14 protein-coding genes and 1 riboswitch are annotated in these 20,663 nt (G+C 38.8%); of the genes, 4 read left to right on the top strand and 10 right to left on the bottom strand.

Annotated elements, in window-relative coordinates:
• Positions 1-91: 91 nt before the first annotated feature.
• The 4 genes from BZG01_RS22120 to BZG01_RS13715 are packed head-to-tail and all read right to left on the bottom strand — an operon-like array spanning position 92 to position 3,391.
• Positions 92-721, bottom strand: a complete 630-nt coding sequence (locus BZG01_RS22120; protein WP_425436105.1) for a bifunctional hydroxymethylpyrimidine kinase/phosphomethylpyrimidine kinase — start codon at positions 719-721, stop codon at positions 92-94.
• A gap of 12 nt (positions 722-733) precedes the next feature.
• Positions 734-2,008 carry a phosphomethylpyrimidine synthase ThiC gene (gene thiC / locus BZG01_RS13725; RefSeq protein ID WP_101310412.1) on the bottom strand — a complete coding sequence of 425 codons (1,275 nt, stop codon included), beginning with the start codon at positions 2,006-2,008 and terminating at the stop codon, positions 734-736.
• Positions 2,008-2,619: a thiamine phosphate synthase gene (gene thiE / locus BZG01_RS13720; protein ID WP_101310411.1), complete on the bottom strand. Its 612-nt coding sequence runs from the start codon at positions 2,617-2,619 to the stop codon at positions 2,008-2,010. Before thiE ends, thiC begins: the two co-directional genes overlap by 1 nt.
• Before the next feature lies 1 nt (position 2,620).
• Positions 2,621-3,391: a sulfide-dependent adenosine diphosphate thiazole synthase gene (locus BZG01_RS13715; RefSeq protein ID WP_101310410.1), complete on the bottom strand. Its 771-nt coding sequence runs from the start codon at positions 3,389-3,391 to the stop codon at positions 2,621-2,623.
• Positions 3,392-3,448: 57 nt separating this feature from the next.
• Positions 3,449-3,541: riboswitch (TPP riboswitch) on the bottom strand.
• Positions 3,542-3,650: 109 nt separating this feature from the next.
• Between BZG01_RS13715 and BZG01_RS13710 the strand changes: the two genes are divergently transcribed.
• Positions 3,651-4,481, top strand: coding sequence for a nitroreductase family protein (locus BZG01_RS13710; RefSeq protein ID WP_101310409.1), 831 nt, complete (start codon positions 3,651-3,653; stop codon positions 4,479-4,481).
• A gap of 159 nt (positions 4,482-4,640) precedes the next feature.
• Complete coding sequence (locus tag BZG01_RS13705; RefSeq protein ID WP_101310408.1) at positions 4,641-5,276, top strand: flavodoxin family protein; 636 nt, start codon at positions 4,641-4,643, stop codon at positions 5,274-5,276.
• Positions 5,277-5,457: 181 nt separating this feature from the next.
• Here BZG01_RS13705 and BZG01_RS13700 read toward each other — a convergent pair whose 3' ends face one another.
• The 6 genes from BZG01_RS13700 to BZG01_RS13675 form a co-directional block, all read right to left on the bottom strand.
• Positions 5,458-6,306: a carboxylesterase family protein gene (locus tag BZG01_RS13700; RefSeq protein WP_101310407.1), complete on the bottom strand. Its 849-nt coding sequence runs from the start codon at positions 6,304-6,306 to the stop codon at positions 5,458-5,460.
• A 143-nt stretch (positions 6,307-6,449) separates the two neighbouring features.
• Entirely contained in the window at positions 6,450-7,220 is a 771-nt protein-coding gene (locus tag BZG01_RS13695) for a LytR/AlgR family response regulator transcription factor (protein WP_218973112.1), read from the bottom strand.
• 95 nt (positions 7,221-7,315) lie between these two features.
• Positions 7,316-8,656, bottom strand: coding sequence for a RagB/SusD family nutrient uptake outer membrane protein (locus BZG01_RS13690; protein WP_180327322.1), 1,341 nt, complete (start codon positions 8,654-8,656; stop codon positions 7,316-7,318).
• Positions 8,657-8,667: 11 nt separating this feature from the next.
• Positions 8,668-11,994, bottom strand: coding sequence for a SusC/RagA family TonB-linked outer membrane protein (locus tag BZG01_RS13685; RefSeq protein WP_101310405.1), 3,327 nt, complete (start codon positions 11,992-11,994; stop codon positions 8,668-8,670).
• Between the two features lie 98 nt (positions 11,995-12,092).
• Positions 12,093-14,786 (bottom strand): zinc-dependent metalloprotease, encoded by a 2,694-nt coding sequence (locus tag BZG01_RS13680; protein WP_101310404.1) that lies wholly within the window; start codon positions 14,784-14,786, stop codon positions 12,093-12,095.
• A 243-nt stretch (positions 14,787-15,029) separates the two neighbouring features.
• Positions 15,030-16,976 carry a histidine kinase gene (locus BZG01_RS13675; protein ID WP_101310403.1) on the bottom strand — a complete coding sequence of 649 codons (1,947 nt, stop codon included), beginning with the start codon at positions 16,974-16,976 and terminating at the stop codon, positions 15,030-15,032.
• Between the two features lie 459 nt (positions 16,977-17,435).
• On the opposite strand from BZG01_RS13675, the gene pflB reads away from it, so the two are divergent.
• Together pflB and pflA are read left to right on the top strand one after the other, a co-directional pair.
• Positions 17,436-19,661: a formate C-acetyltransferase gene (gene pflB, locus BZG01_RS13665; RefSeq protein WP_143470915.1), complete on the top strand. Its 2,226-nt coding sequence runs from the start codon at positions 17,436-17,438 to the stop codon at positions 19,659-19,661.
• A 155-nt stretch (positions 19,662-19,816) separates the two neighbouring features.
• Positions 19,817-20,542, top strand: a complete 726-nt coding sequence (gene pflA, locus BZG01_RS13660) for a pyruvate formate-lyase-activating protein (RefSeq protein WP_101310400.1) — start codon at positions 19,817-19,819, stop codon at positions 20,540-20,542.
• Positions 20,543-20,663: the final 121 nt, after the last annotated feature.

Below are 20,663 nucleotides of genomic sequence, written 5' to 3'. Positions count from 1 at the left end.
TAATTATTGATTAAAGCTTTTAACACAGTTCCATGAATATATCCATCTCTCCTTGTTGATATCGACATTCGAATCATTATTTAACAGATCGTTATTGAAAGTTTTCATATGATACAGGACTTACAGAGTACACAAGGGTGGCATTTTCGAAACTCCGAGGCATGTGTGTGTTACAAAAATGGGCATCCACAAAAAAATACAGGTCTTTTGTGTGACTAAAACCGGCATTTTTGAAACTCCGAAGAGGTAGTGTGCAACAACAATGGGCATTCCCGAAAAAATACGGGCATTGTGAGTGACTAAAACCAGCATTTTCGAAACTACGAAGAGGTAGTGTGCCACAACAATGGGCATTTGTGAAACTCCGGGGCAATTGTGTGCGTGTGAAATGAACATCCACGAAAGTGAGAGGGCTTTGTATTTTGCTAAAATGGACATCCTCGCAAGCAGATGCCCATTTATATAAAGTAAAACAGCCATTTTCAAAACTGATCCTGCAAAGGTAATAATGCTCATCTAAATAATCAGAAGCCAGTCGGCAGGAATTTAGAATCGATTCATTTTCTCCCAGAAAACAGGAACCGGCTGTAGACAAAGTACAGCCGGTTCCATGTTGATATTCAAAATTCTTCCTCCTCTTTTCAAAATGATAAACTTCGCTTTGACCAATTAAGGCTTCCCTGATTTTATCATCCTTAAACTGACCTCCTTTTAGTAAAATTGAAATCCTTACTTACATGCTTTTATCATTTTTAACTGCGCATAAATTCCCGCACATGGTACAATGATCCTCTTCACTGCTTTCCGACTCCATTTTCCGTTTTCGAGCCAATTCCGGATCAATACTATTTGTAAACATTGTCTCCCAATCGAGATCGTAACGTGCTTTCGAAATCGTTAAATCCCGCTGACGGGCACCTGCCACATTATTCACTAAATCGGCAGCATGTGCAGCAATCCGGCTTGCAATTACACCCTCCTTTACGTCTTTAACATCGGGCAGGCACAAATGCTCGGCAGGTGTTACGTAGCACAGAAAATCGGCACCGTGAATGGCTGCAATTGTACCCCCAATTGCTCCCACAATGTGATCGTATCCGGGAGCCGAATCGGTAACCAAAGGCCCCAGCACGTAAAACGGCGCTTCGCTGCAAAGTCTTTTCATCAATTTCATATTGGCTTCAATCTGGTCCAAAGGCATGTGGCCGGGGCCTTCTACCATTACCTGCACGCCTTTGTCTCTGGCACGATCCACCAATTCCCCTAAAACCAGCAATTCTGCAACTTGTGCCCGATCGGTAGCATCAGCACCCGCTCCAGGCCGCAAACCATCTCCTAAACTAATGGTTACATCGTATTGTTTGCAGATATCCAAAACCCTGTCGTATTGCTCATACAGTGGATTCTCCTTCCCGTTTTCTTTCATCCAGCGCTTAAGCAAAGCTCCTCCCCGGCTTACAATCCCGCATACTCTTTTATCATTCTCCAAAAAGGAAAGAGAAACCTTTGTTATGCCACAATGTAAGGTCATAAAATCTACCCCCATTTTTGCCTGAATTTCAATTTCACGAAACAGATCTTCCGGATCGAGCTCTTTAATCTCTTTTCCTTCGGCCAGCAAACGTGTAGCTACACCATAAATGGGTACAGTTCCAACCATAACAGAAGACTCCTTAAGTATTCGTTGAAGAATAATATGCAGATCGCCGCCCGTTGACAAATCCATAATTGCATCGGCACCATATTGAACAGCCACTTTCATTTTTTCCAGTTCCTCTTCAAAATGGCAATGCTTTTCGGATGTGCCCATGTTGGCATTTACCTTAGTCCGCAAACCATTACCAATTGCTGCAGCCGGAAAATCGTGATTTTTGTTTTTGGGGATTACAATCCGCCCCAATGCAATCTCATTTCGCAGCCATTCAACATCAACTTTTTCGTTTTTTGCAACGATATTCATTTCTGCTGTAATAATGCCTTCTTTGGCTTTTTCTATTTGTGTAATCATTATTTCTTGTTTATTAAATTAGTAAACTCCAGAACTCTTTCATCAAACTGATCGGTTTGCATAAAATGCCGCACCATGGCAATGTTTTTTGCTCCGGCGCTCAAAATAGTCTGTATGTTTTCGGGAAAAATTCCTCCGATTGCCACCACAGGAATGGTCGCCATATTCAATACTTGCTTTAGTTGTTCAATGCCTACAGGTTGATCAGGCCTGGCTTTTGCATTGGTTGGATATACCGGGCCAAAACCTATGTAATCAGGCTTCTGAACAAGCGCTTCCTTTACTTGCTGAATGGAATGAGTTGACAAACCAATTTTCATATCACCAACAATTTTCCGGGCTTCTTCCATACTCATATCATCTTGTCCGAGATGTAAAAAATCAGCTTCGCAAATTGCTGCGATATCCGCTCGGTCATTCATCACAAAACTGGTTTCACTTCCTCTTGTAATGTCTCTGATTTCTTTTCCAAGCCTAATTAATTCCTTGTCGGATAAAGATTTTTCGCGCAGCTGCAGCATCTTAACGCCCCGCTCTACACACGATTCGGCAATAGAACGGTAAGAGGATTGCGGATTTGTGATGATGATGTATAAACCAAAGTCTTCCATCTTATTTACTTAAATTTTCAGCAATTAAACCAGCTAATTTTTCACCGGAAAGAAGCATTCCTCCAAAGATAGGTCCCATTCTAAAACCACCGCTCACACCATTCGATGCCATGCCCGATACATACAATCCAGGGTATACTTCTTTGGTATTTTCTACAGTAGTTCGCTCAGCTTCATCTATCGACAAAGAGTATTCCCCCATCACTTTACCTGTTTTTGTGTTTAGCTTCACGTCATTTTTACGTTCCAAGGTGCGGACAATGTCGCAATCGTGACCCGTGCCATCAACCACTGCTTTTGCCATGATCACCAAAGGATCGACATGCATTTTTTCCCGGCGAACCGAAGCCCAGTTTAGAACAACACCACATACCCTGTTATTTTGAAAAACAACATCTTCAATAGAAGAACAATTGAAGATTTTTACTCCAGCCTGGGTAGCATGGTAAATTAAAGCGGAAGTTGCATGCACAGAATCAAGCGTGTAATAATCTCCTTGATAGTTTGTGTAGGAAATATTTAATTCGTTAAGAATGTGCAGTGCATCTTTCTGAACTATTATTTCATTAAACATCATGGCACCGCCCCACATGCCTCCGCCAGGAGCCAGTTTACTTTCATACAAGGCTACTTTAAAGCCTTTCTTTGCGAGATAATAAGATGCCACTAAGCCTGAAGGTCCGCCTCCGACAATTGCCACATCAACCGATAAGTTTTCTTTGAGTTTTTTAAAATAGGAATCAACGATTCCGGCAGATACAATTTGCTCCATTTTATTGCTTATTAAGTGAATAATAGTAATAAACAGGGGCGGTCCTACTCCAAAAAAGCAGACTTTTCTTTACTTTCCTACGCAGGCATTATCCTGATCAGGTAAAGGGTATGATCTCAGCCTTAAAGTTAGGCACCCCTAGTTTATATAGATGCAAATGTAAAATAAAAAACCGGAACAGGCTCTTCACATTGGCATATTTTACGGATTAATTCCCGGGATAAATTATCTTTGCCTGCAAATAATAAGCTTGCAAACCATGTTAGATTTTAAGATAGAGGAAGATAAATGTATTGAGTGCGGTCTTTGTGCACAGGATTGTCCGGTTGGAATTATAGAATTGAATCCAAAGCCTGTAATCCGAAAAGAAAAGGAGATGAATTGTTTGAAATGTCAGCACTGTTTAGCCATTTGTCCTACGGCAGCACTTTCGATATTGGGAAAAAAACCGGAAGACAGTGTTTCGGCAAAAGGTGAAATGCCAAAGCCTGAAGCAATCAGCAGATTGATAAAAACCAGACGCTCGATCCGAAAATACAAAAAGGAAACCATCGATAAGAAATTAATTCAGGAACTGATTGAAACGGCCGCGCATGCACCAACAGGACATAACGACAATGCTGTTTTACTGTCGTTAATTGACAACAAAGAGGATTTGGACTTATTCCGGTTAAAAGTCTACGATTCACTGAAAAATGCCAGAGAATCAGGAACACTGGAAAAGCGGTTTCAATTCCTGCTGTCCTATCAGAAATTATGGGAAACCAAAGGTGTGGATGTTATTTTTAGAGATGCTCCGCACTTGATTATTGCTTCAGCCCCATCTGCTGATGCTTCACCAATGGCAGATTGTTTAATTACATTGAGTTATTTTGAATTAATAGCCAACTCACACGGAATAGGTACTCTTTGGAACGGAATGGTAAAATGGGCCATTGATGATATAGATCCTGAATTACGTACTCTGATTGGCATACCAAAAGATCATACGATTGGATATGTAATGCTGTTTGGTAAATCTGCCGTAAAATATACCCGGGGAATTCAATCGGAAGGCTTAAAAGTGAACCGGATAAAGCTTGAAAAATAAGATGCCTGTATTCCTCAGGGATTCTTACAATAGATTAATTCTATTAACATTTTATTAAAACAATTGTATTCAGTTCCTGCTTATTTTTGCACTTTCAATTGGTGTGAACCAATCAATTTTCCACGAATCTGAAATCATAAAAACAATAAAACTCAAAAAATGAAGGTAGTCGCATTTAACGGAAGTCCGAAAAAAGAAGGAAACACTTACCATGCCCTTAAATTAGTAACAGAGCAGTTGGAACTGCAAGGTATTGAAACAGAGATCGTGCCTGTTGGAAATAAAGGAGTAAAAGGTTGTACCGCCTGCGGTCAGTGTGCTAAAAACAAGGATGAAAAGTGTGTAATTAAAGGAGATGATGTAAACATTTGGATTCAAAAGATGAAAGAAGCCGATGGAATTCTGCTTGGCTCACCTGTTCATTATGCATCTTTGGGAGCAAATATGAAATCGTTTTTAGACCGCGCATTCTATGTGAGTGGTGCAAACGGCAACTTGTTTCGCCACAAAGTTGGCGCTTCGGTTGTAGCGGTTCGTCGTTCGGGAGGCTTGCCAACCTTTAACGAGCTGAACAATTATCTCAACTATTCAGAAATGATGGTACCGACCTCGAATTATTGGAATGTGATTCATGGAACTACTCCAGGGCAAGTTTTACAGGATGAAGAAGGCATGCAGATTATGAGAGTTTTGGGTAAGAACATGACTTATCTATTGCAATTAATTGATCAGGGGAAAGATAAGGTAGAAGCTCCTGTGCAGGAGAAAAAAATATATACCAACTTTATTCGATAGTAAAGTATCATCGACAAAAAAAGAGGGTGTCCAAAAAGTATAGTTCCATTGTCATTCTGAGCTTGCCGAAGAATCTTTCACTCTGAAAAACAGATATTTCGACTTTGCTCAACATGACAATCCGATACAAAATATTACTTTTTGGACACCCTCTTTTTTTTTAATCTATAATTTCAAATACTTATTCTTTTTTCTCATGCTCCAGCATCCAGGTATAAATATCTGAACTAAATGCATCGTAGTCTGCATTTTCTTTCCCCATTCCTGTTCCTTCGTAAGTGTAGGTCCAAGAGTCGTGCGCAACATCAGGGTACAATGTAATTTTAGCTTTTTCTGTCGGATTGATGTTGTTTATTGCCTCAATCATGTTTTTTGATTTGGACGGTGCAACCGTCGCATCACTTTCTCCGTGAAATGCCCAAACCGGAATGTTTTTAAATTTTACTGCCTGTTCTGTATTTCCTCCACCGCAAATGGGCACAAGAGCAGTAATATGAGACTCATCACCATAAGTTCCCACATAACTAAAGCATCCAAAACCGCCCATACTTATACCTGTCATGTATATTCTGCGTTCATTCACTTTGTATTTTTCTATGATGAATTCAACAAAACGCTTTATTTTGTCAGCTTGCCAGCCATCGTCATGACATTGAGGAGAAACCACTAACATAGGATATTTTGGTGACCAACTTCCATTTTCAATCATTTTTGGAGGTCCGTTCACAAGAATCCGCTCTAAATATTCAGGATGTTTGACGCTGTTGCCTTTTTCACCGGAACCATGCAGGAAAATCAATAAAGGATACATTGAATCCTTATCATCATCGTATCCTGCGGGTTGATAAACGTAGTAACCATAGGGAGCATTAGCTTCTGCCAATATGTGACTGGAATGAGTTCCGCCGGTATCTAAAGGCAAATTGGAAAGATTGTAGTAATCCGCTTTGGATAAACTATCATCACTGGAACAAGAAGCGGAACAAAACGAAATAAAAATACAAAAGGATACAAGAACACAGTTCTTCATGACACGAAATTATTTTATAATTATCAATAAATTTTAATTATGCAATAATACGAGATGAAATCACATTTAGACGAAAAGAATACTATAATAATGACTCTGTGTTAAATAATTCACACTTTTTAGCAGACCCCTGTATTTTAGGTTTACTGATTTAACCATTTCTTGAACTCAGTGCACCGGTCCTGACTAACAATGGCATCAATACATTCCGCGTGATTGGGTTTGAGATTTAATTTTATTCTGTTTTTTGAATAGTAGTGCATATCTTCAATGGCCTGATAGCTGACCATAAATTTGCGGTTAATCCGGAAAAAACGTTTCGGATTCAATTTGCTCTCCAAAGATGTCAGAGTTCCATCAAAAAGATAACGGTTCCCGTCAAATCCAAATAGATAAAGCGCCTTGCCGTCTGCCATAAAGTAAGCCACTTTTTCAACTTCCAATGAACTGAGTCTGTCTCCCCGGCTCACCATGAACCGTTCCTGATACTGATCCCCGGTCATTAAGCTGTTTAAAGATGTCTGAAGAGCACTAAAATCAAGAGATTCTTTCTCATGAAACATTGTCTCGAACTTTGTGATGGCTGCTTCCACATCTTCAAAATCCATTGGCTTTAGTAAATAATCAACACTGCATTGTTTAAAGGCCTGAATTGCATATTGATCGTAGGCTGTGGTGAAAATAACAGGTGTTGTAAGATCCAGTCTGTTGAATATCTCAAAACTGTTGCCATCCCCCAAGTGAACATCCATAAAAATCAAATCAAGCTTATGCCCGGACAGATATTGTACGGCCTGCTCAACATTTTCCAAATGTGCTTTAATTTCAATTTTATCCGGACGTATGGCCAGCAGCATTTTTTCCAGTTCACGCGCTGCCAAATGTTCATCCTCAACAATAGCTATTCTAATCATTTCTGTCCTGTTTTTACCCCTGCCAAATTACAAAAGAAAAGGGGCAATCCGTAATGGAAAACCCCTAATTTCATTTTATTGATATGCTAATTAACCTAATTACTCAAATTTGGATTGTTGTTTATGGCTTCATCCGGATAACGGAGCGTATAACGGGGATCGCCCTGATTTAGAGTCGCTGACTCTGTTTTATAGGCATGATCAATTGGCTCTTGAGTTGTTCTTCGTAAATCGAACCAACGATGTCCTTCAAAAGCAAACTCTCTATATCTCTCATTTGCAATTTCTGCAATTAATTCTGCTTTGTTTAATCCAGCAATACGAGTTACTTCTGTATTGTAAAAATCAGTAAGTAAACGTTTTGCTTTCAACTGATTTAAATAGTTTCGAGCTTGATCCAAATCGTCTAGTTTTGCAGCACACTCAGCAATTGTCAAATACATTTCAGATGTTCTGAATGTACATTTGGTAGTACTTTGATGCTCTTTAGTGATTATAAATTCGCCCGCTACATCATCTGAATCTTTAAAATACATTCTAAAACGATTATCGTTATCGTGATTGAAAGCTGCTTTCATATTGTCAGAAATAAACGACGCATTTTCAACCATTGATGAAATTACATCTTCTAATGCCAAAATGCTTTCAACAGAAGTATACGCATAAGGTAATACCGAAGTATCAACACTAATATCCTGCAAATCAGCTTTCACTTTTAGAACTTCCAGAGCAAATTTTCTTGCATTTTCAAAATCACCCATATACAAATAAACTCTTGATTGAAAGGCCAAAGCGGCCAACTTACTGAAACGATAATTCAATCCTGTTTCGTAAGTTTCAATGTTCAACTTCGCTATTCCATCTGTAATATCTGATACTATTTGTGTATAAACCTCACCCACACTACTGGCAAAATATTCAGCTTCCGTATCAATTTTTAATGAAAGAGGCACGCCTTTATCGGTATTAGCAGTGGCTGAATTGTAAGGCAAACCATAAAGATTTACCAAATTAAAATGCATTAAAGCTCTCAATAAGTAAGCTTCTCCAACAATTTGATCAATTTCTTCAGAACTTCCTTCAGTTGCATCAGCACCAGCATCTATAATGTGATTGGCATACATGATCATTTTGTAATATTGCTGCCATGAAAAACCCAATGTGTTTGATGATTGGTTGACATCATTCCATAAATAGATATCCTGAACTTCTGTAAGATCATATTTTGTTTCATTCAACTTTACTTCATCGGTTCTAAAAGCAATTCTTCCTTTATCGGCAGGAATTCCATTGTATGCACTTGTCAGTAAAGCCCGAAAATCATCTGTTGTTGTTGGAATCAACCGGTCTTTTGGCTTTACATCCAAATAATTATCGCAGGCAGAAAAGCTCACAACCGCCAACAACAGGGCAATGTATATATTTAATTTTTTCATTGTGTAAGTCATTAGAAAGTTAAATTAACACCTAAAGTATATGATTTTTGCTGTGGCTGAGCGTAAATATTACCATATGATTCCGGATCAAAATAGCCATCGTATCCATTGGAAATAACAAATGGATTTCGAGCTTCTAAACTGAATCGTACGTTTGATAATCTGATGCGCTTTAACATTATATTTGGCAAGGTGTAACCCAAACGAATACTACTGATTCTCATGTAATTTACCTTTTTCAACCAAGTATCCAAATGACGGTATGTTCCTGCATTATCAATGTTATCGTACCACTGTTTTTCCATCCAATAGGCACCGTCAGCCGACGTAGAGCCTAATAAATTTGGCAGGTTTTTATTGGTTCCATTAATTACATCCAATAATTTACGTGATGTGTTTCTTCCTCTGTCATACTCGGTCATGCTGTAATCCGGCTGAGCCAAAATATTCATCCCCAGGTTAAAATTCGCTGAGACAGCCAAATCAATATTTTTATACTTGAATGTATTGATAATACCACCGGAATATTTAGGATCTGAATCACCCGCATATGTGAAAAGCTCACGCACTTGCTCAGTTGTTAAATTTGAACCTGCATAATTGCCCGGCCAAAAATCAGCATATTGATCGTATAGATCGAAAAACTCTTTTCCTGTTACAGCAGTTCCATTCTTATCGAACAAAGGATATCCGTTCTCATCCAAGCCCTTTGTTTTAATTACCCAAACTGAATTAGCCGAATATCCTTCGCGGGATGGTAAAAACTGATTTGCCGGAATTTTTTCTTTTAGTACTTTGTTCTCGTTGTGAGCAATATTAAAACTGGTATTCCATTCGAAAGTTTCAGTCTTAACATTACGGGTGGCAATGCTCAATTCCCAACCCTTATTTGTCATTTCAGCCCAGTTTACAGACATGGCACTAAAACCAGTCTCATGTGGAAGATTCTGAGTCCCTATCAAATCTGTTCCTTTTCTTTCGTAATAGTCAAAACTCATACGAATAGCATGATGAAATAAAGAGAGATCAGTACCAATATTGTAGGTAGATGTTTTTTCCCAACGTAATTTATCGTTTGGCAAACCACTTACATCAATACCATCTTCGTTGGTTCCCGGAAGATTGGAAACTGTAGTAGGTGTACCAATAATGTATGGGGAACTTTCTTTATCAATATTTCCCTGCAATCCGTAAGATGCACGAAACTTCAAACGACTCAACCAATCAATATCACTTAAAAAACTCTCCTCGCTGGCATTCCAAGCTCCACTTAAAGCATATAAAGGCAAATATCTGTATTTTGGATCAACACCAAACAAATCTGAACCATCGAAACGAATACTCCCAAAAAAAGTGTAACGTCTGTCGTAAGTATACGAAGCTGTTGCAAAAAATGAAGCATAGCGGTTCTTTCTATATACTTTACTAAATAATGGGAACGATTTTGCATCAGCTTCATCTCTAAAAATAACTGGCTTGGAAGTCATTCTTTCGGCATTCCATCCGTAAGCTGCAGAATAAACCTGAGTAAATTCATTTTGGCGTAATTCATTACCAACCATCAATTCAACCTCATGTTGATCATTAAAAAGTTGATTGTACTCTATAATATTTTTCCAATTATAAGAACTGTTATCCGCTTCCCAATTTTGAAGAACTCCACCTTCAGGAATAAAATATAATGGTTCTCCTCCTGAAAAATAGCGGCTTTTGTGACGCTCTTTTCTGGCAAAGAAAGTCTCCTCTTCCGCTTCTTTTTTAGTATTTGTTTTGTCTATTTGAATTCCGTATTGAGTACGAAATTTAAGATGAGAATTTAAATCCCATTCTAAATCTAAAATAGCGTTAACACTTTGTCCTTTTAACTTGTTCTGTGTTCCTGCTCTCTCCTCTAAAATATTGAAAGGAATGTAAGCAATGTTATACAAGCCATCCTCATCAACATTATACACGTAATTATTATCTTCATCGCGTAATTTTAAATAAGGATTGGCTAAACGTACGTAGTTTGCAGGATTTGTTAATTTACTTGATCCGGTAAGGTAAGATTTACTATTGCGTTCGTTCGCAAATAAACTAACACCTAATCTTAAATTATCACGTAAGTTAAAATCGGTTTTTAAAGTTACATTGTAACGATTAAGCGATGTACCGATAGTTGTTCCTTTTTCGGTATGAGCACCGAGGGAAAAATAGTAAGTTGCCAAATCACTTCCACCGGAAATACTCAAACTATGATCTTGATTCACCGCATTCTGATACAATTCATCTTCCAGATTAGCATCTACACTTCTTAATGCATTTATAGCCGCTAATGATTCCGGTGCAATTGCTGAAACACCACCTGTTTGGTAATTGTCCCAATCATTATTTGCATTCAAAATTTGTGAAATGCTGCCATACTGACTGTTATAAGTTAAATCGGCACGACTGGCCAAAGCCATTTCCAAATCTACCTTCTCATTCGAATTCATTAAATTCAACTTGTCAAAATCAGGTCGTGAAATAAAAGAAGTATTACTCGTCAAATTCACTTTCATTTGTCCGGCTTTACCCTTTTTAGTTGTAATCACAATTACCCCATTTGCTGCACGGGCACCATAAATTGCAGTAGCCGCAGCATCTTTTAGTATTGTAATATCAGCAATATCCTGAGGATTTAAACCGCCAACAGAAGAATTGTACAACTGATCGATATTGTCTTTGTCGTTGTAATCAGGCACTTCGTTTCCTTCCAAAGGGATTCCATCCAAAACCCACAACGGATCTTGTGTGCCGTTTAATGACGCTGTACCGCGGATGCGGATTTTTGCCGGAGCTCCAGGTGCCCCACCTTGAACAATACTGGTTACACCAGCGATTTGACCACTCAACATCTGATCCACGTTTGGAACACCAGCTTGTCTGATATTGTCAGCATTCACTTTAACAACTGCCGAAGTCAGCTTGCGTTTTTCGATTTTCTGATAGCCGGTAACAACAACCTCACTCAATTCACTTGTTGAATTGCTAAGTTTAATTGTGATAAATGATTTTCCTGTAATATCAACCATTTGAGTTTCGAAGCCCAAAAAGCTGCAGGCAATTGTATTCAATTCTTTTGGAACTTCCAATGTGAAGTTTCCATCAAAATCGGTAATTGTTCCCAATGTAATGTTCTCAATAATCCCTTTTATATTGGTTTCGGCACCAATAGTTGACTTATCAATGTAAACCGAAGCACCAATTAGAACATCTCCATCGCTTTCCGAGAGAACCGTTCCTTTAATCTGCTTCATTTCCTGTGCCCAGCCAAAAGCGGGAAGCAAGATCAAAAGCAGGCTTAGCAGTCTTTTCATAAATTTGTATTTTTAATGGTTATTAAAATAGTGGTTAATTCATTCAAAAAAACAGACAGAGAGATTTTTTTTAATCTCTCCATCTGTTGGGTTTATTCTCAATATGTATGTAATGCTTCTTCAATGCGAAGAATCAGATCCTGATAATGAAAGCGTGTTGCTTCATCGGCGATCTTCACCTTCTTCAATAATAATTCTTTAATTCGCAGCAACTCACCGCGTTTCACCGATACATCATCGGATACCCGGTTCATTGTGGCGTAAAATAAGTTTCGGTTGGCATATCGGCTCGACACATCATCCTGCTCATGATCATGAAAAAGGGCTCGGCTTTTTACTCCATAGTCGCATAACAACGGCATGTGCTGATGCAACGGACAACATGCTGCCTCCTGATTTTGGAGAGACTTTTTACTTGTCTTCTCTAAAGTCTTGTTTTGAGAAATAATTAAAACATCAACAAAGTTTTTTTGTGACTGGCGTGTAAAAACATCCAACTTCTGATTTTTAATTGTTTTGCTAAATATTCCCTGATGCAGATCGCTCATCATCTCTGTTAAGGTATAAGCATTATCCCCATTTTCAGCTTCGTTTTGCTGCATGCGCAACAGTCGGTCTTTTTCCAGTAAAGAGTAAAAAATACGTGCATGCAAATCTCTAAACAAGGTTGTTGGAGCGTATTCAATATCACCAATTACCGATTCCTTTATTGGATATGATTTTTTATAAATCTCTGCATTGGCAATCCATTGAGGAATATTAATCACTTCATCAATCAAATATTTAACCGCGTCCTTCTGTTTTGCTTTTTCGACATGCACATAAGCTGATTTATTCTCGCCAAATACCGGTTGATCTAAATAGACACCCCCCACATTTGCCACAACATGATTCGCGTAAGTAAACCATTGCCCGATTACACCCATCATCATTTTACCTGCTTTCCCGTAACTTTCACCTTCCTCACAAGTCCATTTTTCTACTTCGGGAACAATTCGTTTCAAATTAGCCAGGCCGTAACGACTTGCTTTCATTGAATTGTCACCCAAGTCTTCGCTTTGCGCTGATGGATCGATGGTATTCTTTCCGTCTTGCTGAGGACCATAATGATACAATGGATCGTTCTCATGCTTTCTTATCATTTGACTCAAAACCTTCACTTCGTCCCAGGGAGTATCTTCCTGAATCCATCGATAAGCCCAGGCAATTGCATATTTATCGTACACACCAATCTGAGGCGTAATGTTTACCACTTCGTCGTTTGGCTGCGCTACGTAATTGAAACGGGCGTAATCCATAATGGATGGAGCCGTTCCGCCCATTTTATTTGTAAATGATCTGGAACGCAAAGAATCTACCGGGAAAGCCGCTGAAGCCCCCATATTGTGCATAAGTCCCAAAGTATGACCTATTTCGTGCGAGGAAACAAAACGAATGGCATGAGCCATGTGTTCATCGCTAAATTTATTGTCTCTTGCTTTTGGATCAATAACTCCGGTCTGAATACGTATCCATGAATGCAGGGCAGTCATTACATTGTGCCACCAAATAACGTCAGCCTCAATAATTTCACCCGACCGTGGATCCACAACCGAAGGCCCCATTGCATTTGCCTGATTGGATGCCGCATAAGTAATCATGGAGTAACGAACATCATCACCGTCAAAATCAGGATCGTCTGTTGGTGCATCTTTTGCAATAATGGCATTTTTAAATCCAGCTTTTTCGAAAGCAGACTGCCAATCGGTAATCCCGTCTTTTATTGCCTGCCGCCACTGCGGTGGTGTTGATGGATCGATATAGTAAACAATTGGCTTTTTCGGTTCCACCAATTCTCCTGCCAAATATTTTTCTACATCTTCGGATTTTGGCTCTAATCTCCAGCGATTCACAAACTCTCTGTTTTCAACGGCTTGCTGATCATCACTATAATAAAAATGTTTGGTTGTAAAGTATCCGATTCTTCGGTCTGCAAATCTTGGTTTCATGGCTTTCTCAGCTAACAAAACCATATTCGATGTAACTTCTACGGTTACAGTAATCCCTTCTGCTTTAGTGGTCAGCAATGACTTTACAACCAGATTTTTTTGAAAGCTTTTCACTTCGTTAATTTTCGAAAGATCTTTCACTGCAGCTCCCGGCATTCCAAGTATTCCAAACAAATCATTTAAACTTTTTTCCGATCCGTCGAATACCTTATTTACCTTAAATACATAGGTGGTTGAGTCTTTTCCAAAACAAGCCAAACCGAAGCATTCTCTTATGGAAGGCATGTAATTATCCTCTACCGACTGAGTAATTGCATCCCCTGCTTTCCCTTCGTAGTATGGATGGTAAGTTTTCACCCAAATTTTTTCCGTTAAAGTATCCACTTCAAAACGAATCAATAAATTTTGATAATTGATCCCTTTGTTAAAACCCAACTCATTAACCTCGGAAGGCACTTTAGAGATTTTATTGACCAAAAGAAAATCGCGGTTCAGCAACGAATCCGAAATTTCGAAATAGTAATCCTTTTTTACTCTGTGAATATCAATTACTCCTTTTTTGGTAATGGCATCCGAAGTAATTATTTCATCGTATTTTTTCAGTTTTGAATCTTTATCTTTTCCCTTCGTAGTGTCCGACTCGGTTTCTGTCTTTTTCTTTTTCCAGAAAGTAAAAATTCCATCTTCTGCAGCAACAGAAGTGCGTTGCGATGCTTGTGACGGCAAACTCATTCCCCCCAGAATACATGCCATCAAAAACAGTCGGGTAATTTTGTGATTTGGTGTGATTGTGCTTAAGTTCATTTAGTATATTTTGTTTGTAGTTGTGAGCATCGCCCCTACACGAATACTTACGTCACTACAAAATTCAGTTTTGTTCGTTTTAGTACTGCTTAATGAATTTCATCCGGCAATAATTCGAAACAAAAATGAATTAATTCTGATCTACAAGAAAAAAGAAGGGAGTGAACCGGAAAGATTAAGGAGTGAATGACAAAAAAACCGGTATGAAACCTTCGCACAGAATGGAAAAGCAATCTTTTGGGATTAAAACAAAGGCAGTTTTACCCTGAAAAACCCATTTTCAATACCATAAACAGGTTGTTTATCGCCCAAAAAAGCATACAAAGCCTCGAGCGTTTTTAATCCGGTACCCGGACTGTGACTCATATCGGTGCGGGGTTGGTAAGGATTTTCAACAATTAAATAATATTCGTCTGAAACAGATATACGAATAGTGAGTGGTTTTTCGCTTGTTATTACATTGTGTTTGATGGCATTTTCAACCAATGATTGTATGCTGACAGATGGCAGCTTTCGGCTTAATGCTTCGTCTTTAATATCATATTCTAAAAGAAGATTATCGCCAAAACGAATTTTCTGCAGGAAAAGATACTGCTTAATAAAATCGAGTTCCTGTTTTAAACTGATCAGATTGCTGTTGTTGCTATCCAACAAATAACGGTAAACCTTCGATAAGCTCAGAATAAACTTTCTGGCCAGTTTCGGCTCTCCCTCTACCAAGGCATAAAGAGAATTCAGAGAATTAAATAAGAAATGCGGATTGATCTGATTTTTAATATTCTTTAGCTGTGCTTTTACTTTTTCTTCTTCCTCTTCGAGAGCCCTGCGCCGCAATTCAAGGGTTTCGCTAATATCAAAGCAAAAACTGGAAACACCTACAACTTTTCCTTCTGCGTCGGATATGGCGTTAAATATCTGCTGATAATCGATACCGTGCCTTTGAAATTCCACTAAAAAATGATCTCCTGCCAATGCCCGGTCCAAATGCTTTTTCATTTGAATGCGGAAATCACCATAATAAGTATCTAATGAATTACTTCCCAGCCGAACGCTATCGCCCTCATTTTTCTCCAGATTTAATTTATGAACACTATTAAAACTTGTGTACCTGTAATTTTTATCTACTGAAAAAATCATGATCTGATCGGTACTCTCCATGATCGAAGACAGTTTGCTTACCTCATTACGATGCTTCCTTTCGGCCCTTTGTCTTTTGCTAAATTCAAGAAACCACCTGCGCTGGGAAAAGTAAAGAAATACCATTAGTAAAAGAGCCAAAACCAAACCAATCAGAAAGGTTGAATTGCGTATTTCCTGAACAGATTCTTTCACATTAAAAAGAGGAACACTAACAGTTACCAGCCATTTTTTATCCAAATTACCAATTTTAACGGGCTGATATACCCTCATAACAGGCACTTGTAAATAATCAGACTGCACTTCTTCCTGATATTTATTTCCTGATGCCAGAACTTCATGAATCCGGGCTCCTTCTGCCAAAGTATCAATTCGCTTGCCAATCAAATTCTCATCAGGATGAGAAATACAAAATCCTTGTTCCGAAATAATAGTTACATAAGCTCTTCCCAGTGATTCGTTGTCATAAAAATGCTGCTGAAAGAGATACAAATCCAAATCTGTTCCTAAAACCCCGACAATCTTATCATTTTTAATCACCGGCTCCAATACCGTTGCAAGCAAACGATTATCGGAACTCCAATAAGGTGCCGAAATCATCTCTCTTCCCTGAATCAGCAGCTTTTCGATTAAATCCAGCTGCTTATTTAAAAGTGGACTCTTAACAATTTCATTCCCCTTCTTCCTAAAATACACGTTCAATTTTCCCGGAACGGAAGTATCATTTTCATCAATTGATGAATACCAGCAAGCATTTAATTCATTTCGGATTTTTAATTCAGACTGCAGCGTTTTTACAATTACCTTTTCGTCCTGTCCGTTAAAATCAATAGACTCCACCAATGCGTTGGCCATTAAACCAGTGCGAAGAACACTGCCATCCAACTCGTTTTTAACGATTAAAAAACTGTTTTGCGCTTTGGAGACAGCCAGATCAAGACTCATTTTCCCGGCAGTAACGGCCATCTTCTCACCTATTAAATAAGCGACACCTCCAAAACTCAGAATAATAATTATCCCGACCAGTATAATTGATTTGTTACGAAACTTCATTCTGTAGTATAAGTAAAGCACAAATGTAGCAGATCAAAAGAGTAGTATCCAAATCACAGCAAAAAAAAGATCACAAATCTTAAAACCTATCTTAATTCCTATGAAATTTTATTTCTTTCTGTATAATCCATCTAAATAACATATTTCTCAACATATTTTCATCCGTCAGCTAAGTCATCTATAACCGGAACTTTTGTTTTTACAATATCGTTTGCGGTAAAAAATCACTATTAACAGGTATTGCGTGAGAAAACAGAAAAGAGTTTCTTTGCACCCTTACAGCAAAAAAGAGTTTTAACTCTTCTTCTTTTGCTGATCAAAAAAAACAAAGTAAGAGAAAACGTAATACCAAAATTTTAAGCGGACAAACACCAGGAGTCCTGCATTAATTCTGATTTTTAAAATCAATACAGGACTGATGATTGTTCCATTCAACCATTGAAATAAATCATTATTAGAATGAAAAGAATTCAATTTAAAGCCGGTGAATGGCAAAAAACGATTAACGTTAGAGATTTCGTTAGTAACAATTTAACTTCTTACACAGGAGATGCTTCCTTTTTAACAGGAGCAACCGAACGCACAAAAAAACTTTGGAATATCTGCAAAGAGGCTGTTAAAGAAGAATGTGCCAACAATGGAGTTCGCTCAATTGATACAGAAACAGTGTCGGCTATTGCTTCTCACGGAGCTGGATATATTGATAAATCATTAGAGATGATTGTTGGCCTGCAGGCCAATGAATTGCTTCGCAGAGCCATGAAACCTTACGGTGGCATTGCTGTTGTTGAAAAAGCATGCTCGGAACAAGGTCTTGAAGTATCAGATCGTGTAAAGGACATCTTCCGCAATTATGCAAAAACACACAACGATGGGGTTTTTGATGCTTATACCAGCGAAATCCGTAAATTTCGTTCCTTAGGTTTCCTTACCGGATTGCCCGACAACTATGCCCGTGGGCGTATTATCGGTGATTACCGTCGTGTAGCCTTATATGGTATTGATCGTTTGATTGAAGCAAAAAAGGAAGATTTGAATGGTTTAACCGGAACGATGACAGATCAATTGATTCGTCTTCGCGAAGAAGTTGCCGAACAAATAAAAGCTCTTGGCGAAATCAAAAAACTGGGTGAAAAATACGGCTTGGAATTGAATCGTCCGGCTGAGACAGCTCAGGAAGCCATTCAGTGGGTTTACATGGGCTATCTTGCTGCGGTAAAAGAACAGGATGGTGCTGCAATGTCGTTGGGTAATGTTTCAACTTTTTTGGATGCTTATATCAACAGAGATTTGGAAGCAGGTTATATTACAGAAGAATTTGCTCAGGAAATGCTGGATCAGTTCGTAATGAAACTGCGCATGGTTCGTCACCTTCGTATGAATGCTTACGATGAGATTTTTGCAGGTGATCCAACCTGGGTGACTGAATCGATCGGTGGAAACACCATTGACGGCAGAACCAAAGTAACCAGGACATCCTTCCGTTTCTTAAATACACTATATACTCTCGGAGCTTCACCGGAACCAAACATGACAGTTCTTTGGTCTGAAACATTGCCTGAAGGATTCAAGAAATTTTGTGCTCAGGTTTCTATCGATACCTCTTCTATTCAGTATGAGAATGACCAGTTGATGTGTGATACGCGTAAATCGGATGATTACGGAATTGCCTGCTGTGTCTCCTATCAGGAAATCGGAAAGCAGATTCAGTTTTTTGGTGCACGCTGCAATCTGGCTAAAACTCTTCTTTTGGCATTGAACGGCGGAAGATGTGAGAAAACAGGAACTCAGCTGATCAACGGCATTCCTGCCATGAGCAGCAATGAATTGAATTTCGACGAAGTAATGAGCAACTATATGATTGCAATGAAGGAAATGGCTCGTGTTTACAACGATTCAATGAACATCATTCATTACATGCACGATAAATATTACTACGAAAAAGCTCAGATGGCTTTGGTCGATACCAATCCGGCTATCAATCTTGCTTATGGGATTGCCGGTCTTTCGATTGTTGCGGATTCTTTATCAGCAATTAAGAATGCAAAAGTAACTGCTGTTCGTAACGAAGAAGGTTTGACCTGCGATTTCAAAATTGAAGGAGATTTCCCATACTATGGAAATGACGATGATGCAGTAGATTGTTTTGCTGTTGAAATTCCAAATCTATTCAACAGCCTGTTGAAAGAACTGCATACCTATAAGAATGCCGAGCCAACCATGTCGATTCTTACCATTACCTCGAACGTAGTGTATGGATTAAAAACCGGTGCTACTCCTGATGGCAGAGCCGCTGGTATTCCTTTTGCTCCGGGTGCAAATCCTATGCACGGACGTGATTCTCACGGTGCCATTGCTTCTTTAAACTCTGTGGCTAAAATCAACTACGAAGATTCATTGGACGGCATTTCGAATACTTTCTCTATTGTTCCTAAATCGTTGGGAGCAACAGCAGCAACCCGTCAGGATAATCTGGTTACCATGATGGATGCTTACTTTACAAAAGGTGCTCATCACCTAAACGTAAATGTGTTGGACCGTGCCATGCTGGAGGATGCTATGGAGCATCCTGAAGAATATCCTCAGCTGACTATCCGTGTTTCGGGTTATGCAGTAAACTTTGTACGTTTAACCCGCGAACAGCAGCTGGAGGTGATCTCCCGCAGCTTTTTCGAGAGAATGTAAAAAAAGAACAAATTGTTCTTTTAATTAACAATGAGCAATTAAGAATTAATAATAAGGTCGTTGGTGTAAGGCCGGCGACCTGGATTATTTGTACGACTCACTCACAATCTCAATAACTTTTGAGATGCACATTAACCACATTTATTTAAACAAGTATGTTAAACGTTCATTCTTTTGAATCATTAGGTACTTACGATGGCCCGGGAATCCGACTGGTCGTATTTCTGCAGGGATGCGCCTTTAAATGTTTGTATTGTGCCAATCCCGATACCATTACTTTCGAAGGAGGAACACCGACTCCGCTTGAAGAAATCATGAGAAAAGCACGCAACCAGCGTCCTTTTTTTGGGAAAATTGGCGGCGTAACCATTTCGGGCGGAGAACCGCTTTGGCAGGCAAAAGAACTCAAAATTCTTTTCAGGCAGCTGAAAGAGGAAGGTTTTAACACTTGTATCGACAGCAATGGAAATGTTCTTACCGATGATGTTAAAGAATTACTGAAGTATACGGATTTGGTTCTGCTCGACATCAAACACATCAACCCAGACTGGCATCAAAAGATAACCGGTAAACGCAACAATACCACCCTTAATTTTGCAGCATACCTACGCGAAAAAGAGGTGAAAGTGTGGATGCGTTATGTACTGGTTCCCGGATACTCCGATCAGCCTGAATATCTGCACGAAATGGGGAAATATTTTCAGGAATACGAAAACATTGAAAAGCTGGAAATTCAGCCCTATCACAAACTGGGCGTTCACAAATATGAACACTTAAACATGGAATACAAACTAAACGATGTACCTGAAAACACACTGGAACAACTGCAGGTGGCAAAGGATATCTTTCTTCAGTATTTTAAAGAAGTCATAATTAATTAGGAATTAGGAATTAGGAATTAGGAATTAGGAATTAGGAATTAGGAATTAGGAATTAGGAATTAGGAATTAGGAATTAGGAATTAGGAATTAGGAATTAGGAATTAGGAATTAGGAATTAGGA

This window comes from Labilibaculum manganireducens (assembly GCF_002843385.1).
Taxonomy (GTDB): Bacteria; Bacteroidota; Bacteroidia; order Bacteroidales; family Marinifilaceae; genus Labilibaculum; species Labilibaculum manganireducens.
Note: the sequence above shows the minus strand (reverse complement) of the source record. Positions and strands in the feature narration are given on the sequence as shown.

Bases quoted from the DNA above. Each gene is read 5' to 3' on its own strand.
- thiC (WP_101310412.1), bottom strand. From the start codon at position 2,008: ATGATTACACAAATAGAAAAAGCCAAAGAAGGCATTATTACAGCAGAA.
- thiE (WP_101310411.1), bottom strand. From the start codon at position 2,619: ATGGAAGACTTTGGTTTATACATCATCATCACAAATCCGCAATCCTCT.
- BZG01_RS13715 (WP_101310410.1), bottom strand. From the start codon at position 3,391: ATGGAGCAAATTGTATCTGCCGGAATCGTTGATTCCTATTTTAAAAAA.
- BZG01_RS13710 (WP_101310409.1), top strand. From the start codon at position 3,651: ATGTTAGATTTTAAGATAGAGGAAGATAAATGTATTGAGTGCGGTCTT.
- BZG01_RS13705 (WP_101310408.1), top strand. From the start codon at position 4,641: ATGAAGGTAGTCGCATTTAACGGAAGTCCGAAAAAAGAAGGAAACACT.
- BZG01_RS13700 (WP_101310407.1), bottom strand. From the start codon at position 6,306: ATGAAGAACTGTGTTCTTGTATCCTTTTGTATTTTTATTTCGTTTTGT.
- BZG01_RS13695 (WP_218973112.1), bottom strand. From the start codon at position 7,220: ATGATTAGAATAGCTATTGTTGAGGATGAACATTTGGCAGCGCGTGAA.
- BZG01_RS13690 (WP_180327322.1), bottom strand. From the start codon at position 8,656: ATGAAAAAATTAAATATATACATTGCCCTGTTGTTGGCGGTTGTGAGC.
- BZG01_RS13685 (WP_101310405.1), bottom strand. From the start codon at position 11,994: ATGAAAAGACTGCTAAGCCTGCTTTTGATCTTGCTTCCCGCTTTTGGC.
- BZG01_RS13680 (WP_101310404.1), bottom strand. From the start codon at position 14,786: ATGAACTTAAGCACAATCACACCAAATCACAAAATTACCCGACTGTTT.
- BZG01_RS13675 (WP_101310403.1), bottom strand. From the start codon at position 16,976: ATGAAGTTTCGTAACAAATCAATTATACTGGTCGGGATAATTATTATT.
- pflB (WP_143470915.1), top strand. From the start codon at position 17,436: ATGAAAAGAATTCAATTTAAAGCCGGTGAATGGCAAAAAACGATTAAC.
- pflA (WP_101310400.1), top strand. From the start codon at position 19,817: ATGTTAAACGTTCATTCTTTTGAATCATTAGGTACTTACGATGGCCCG.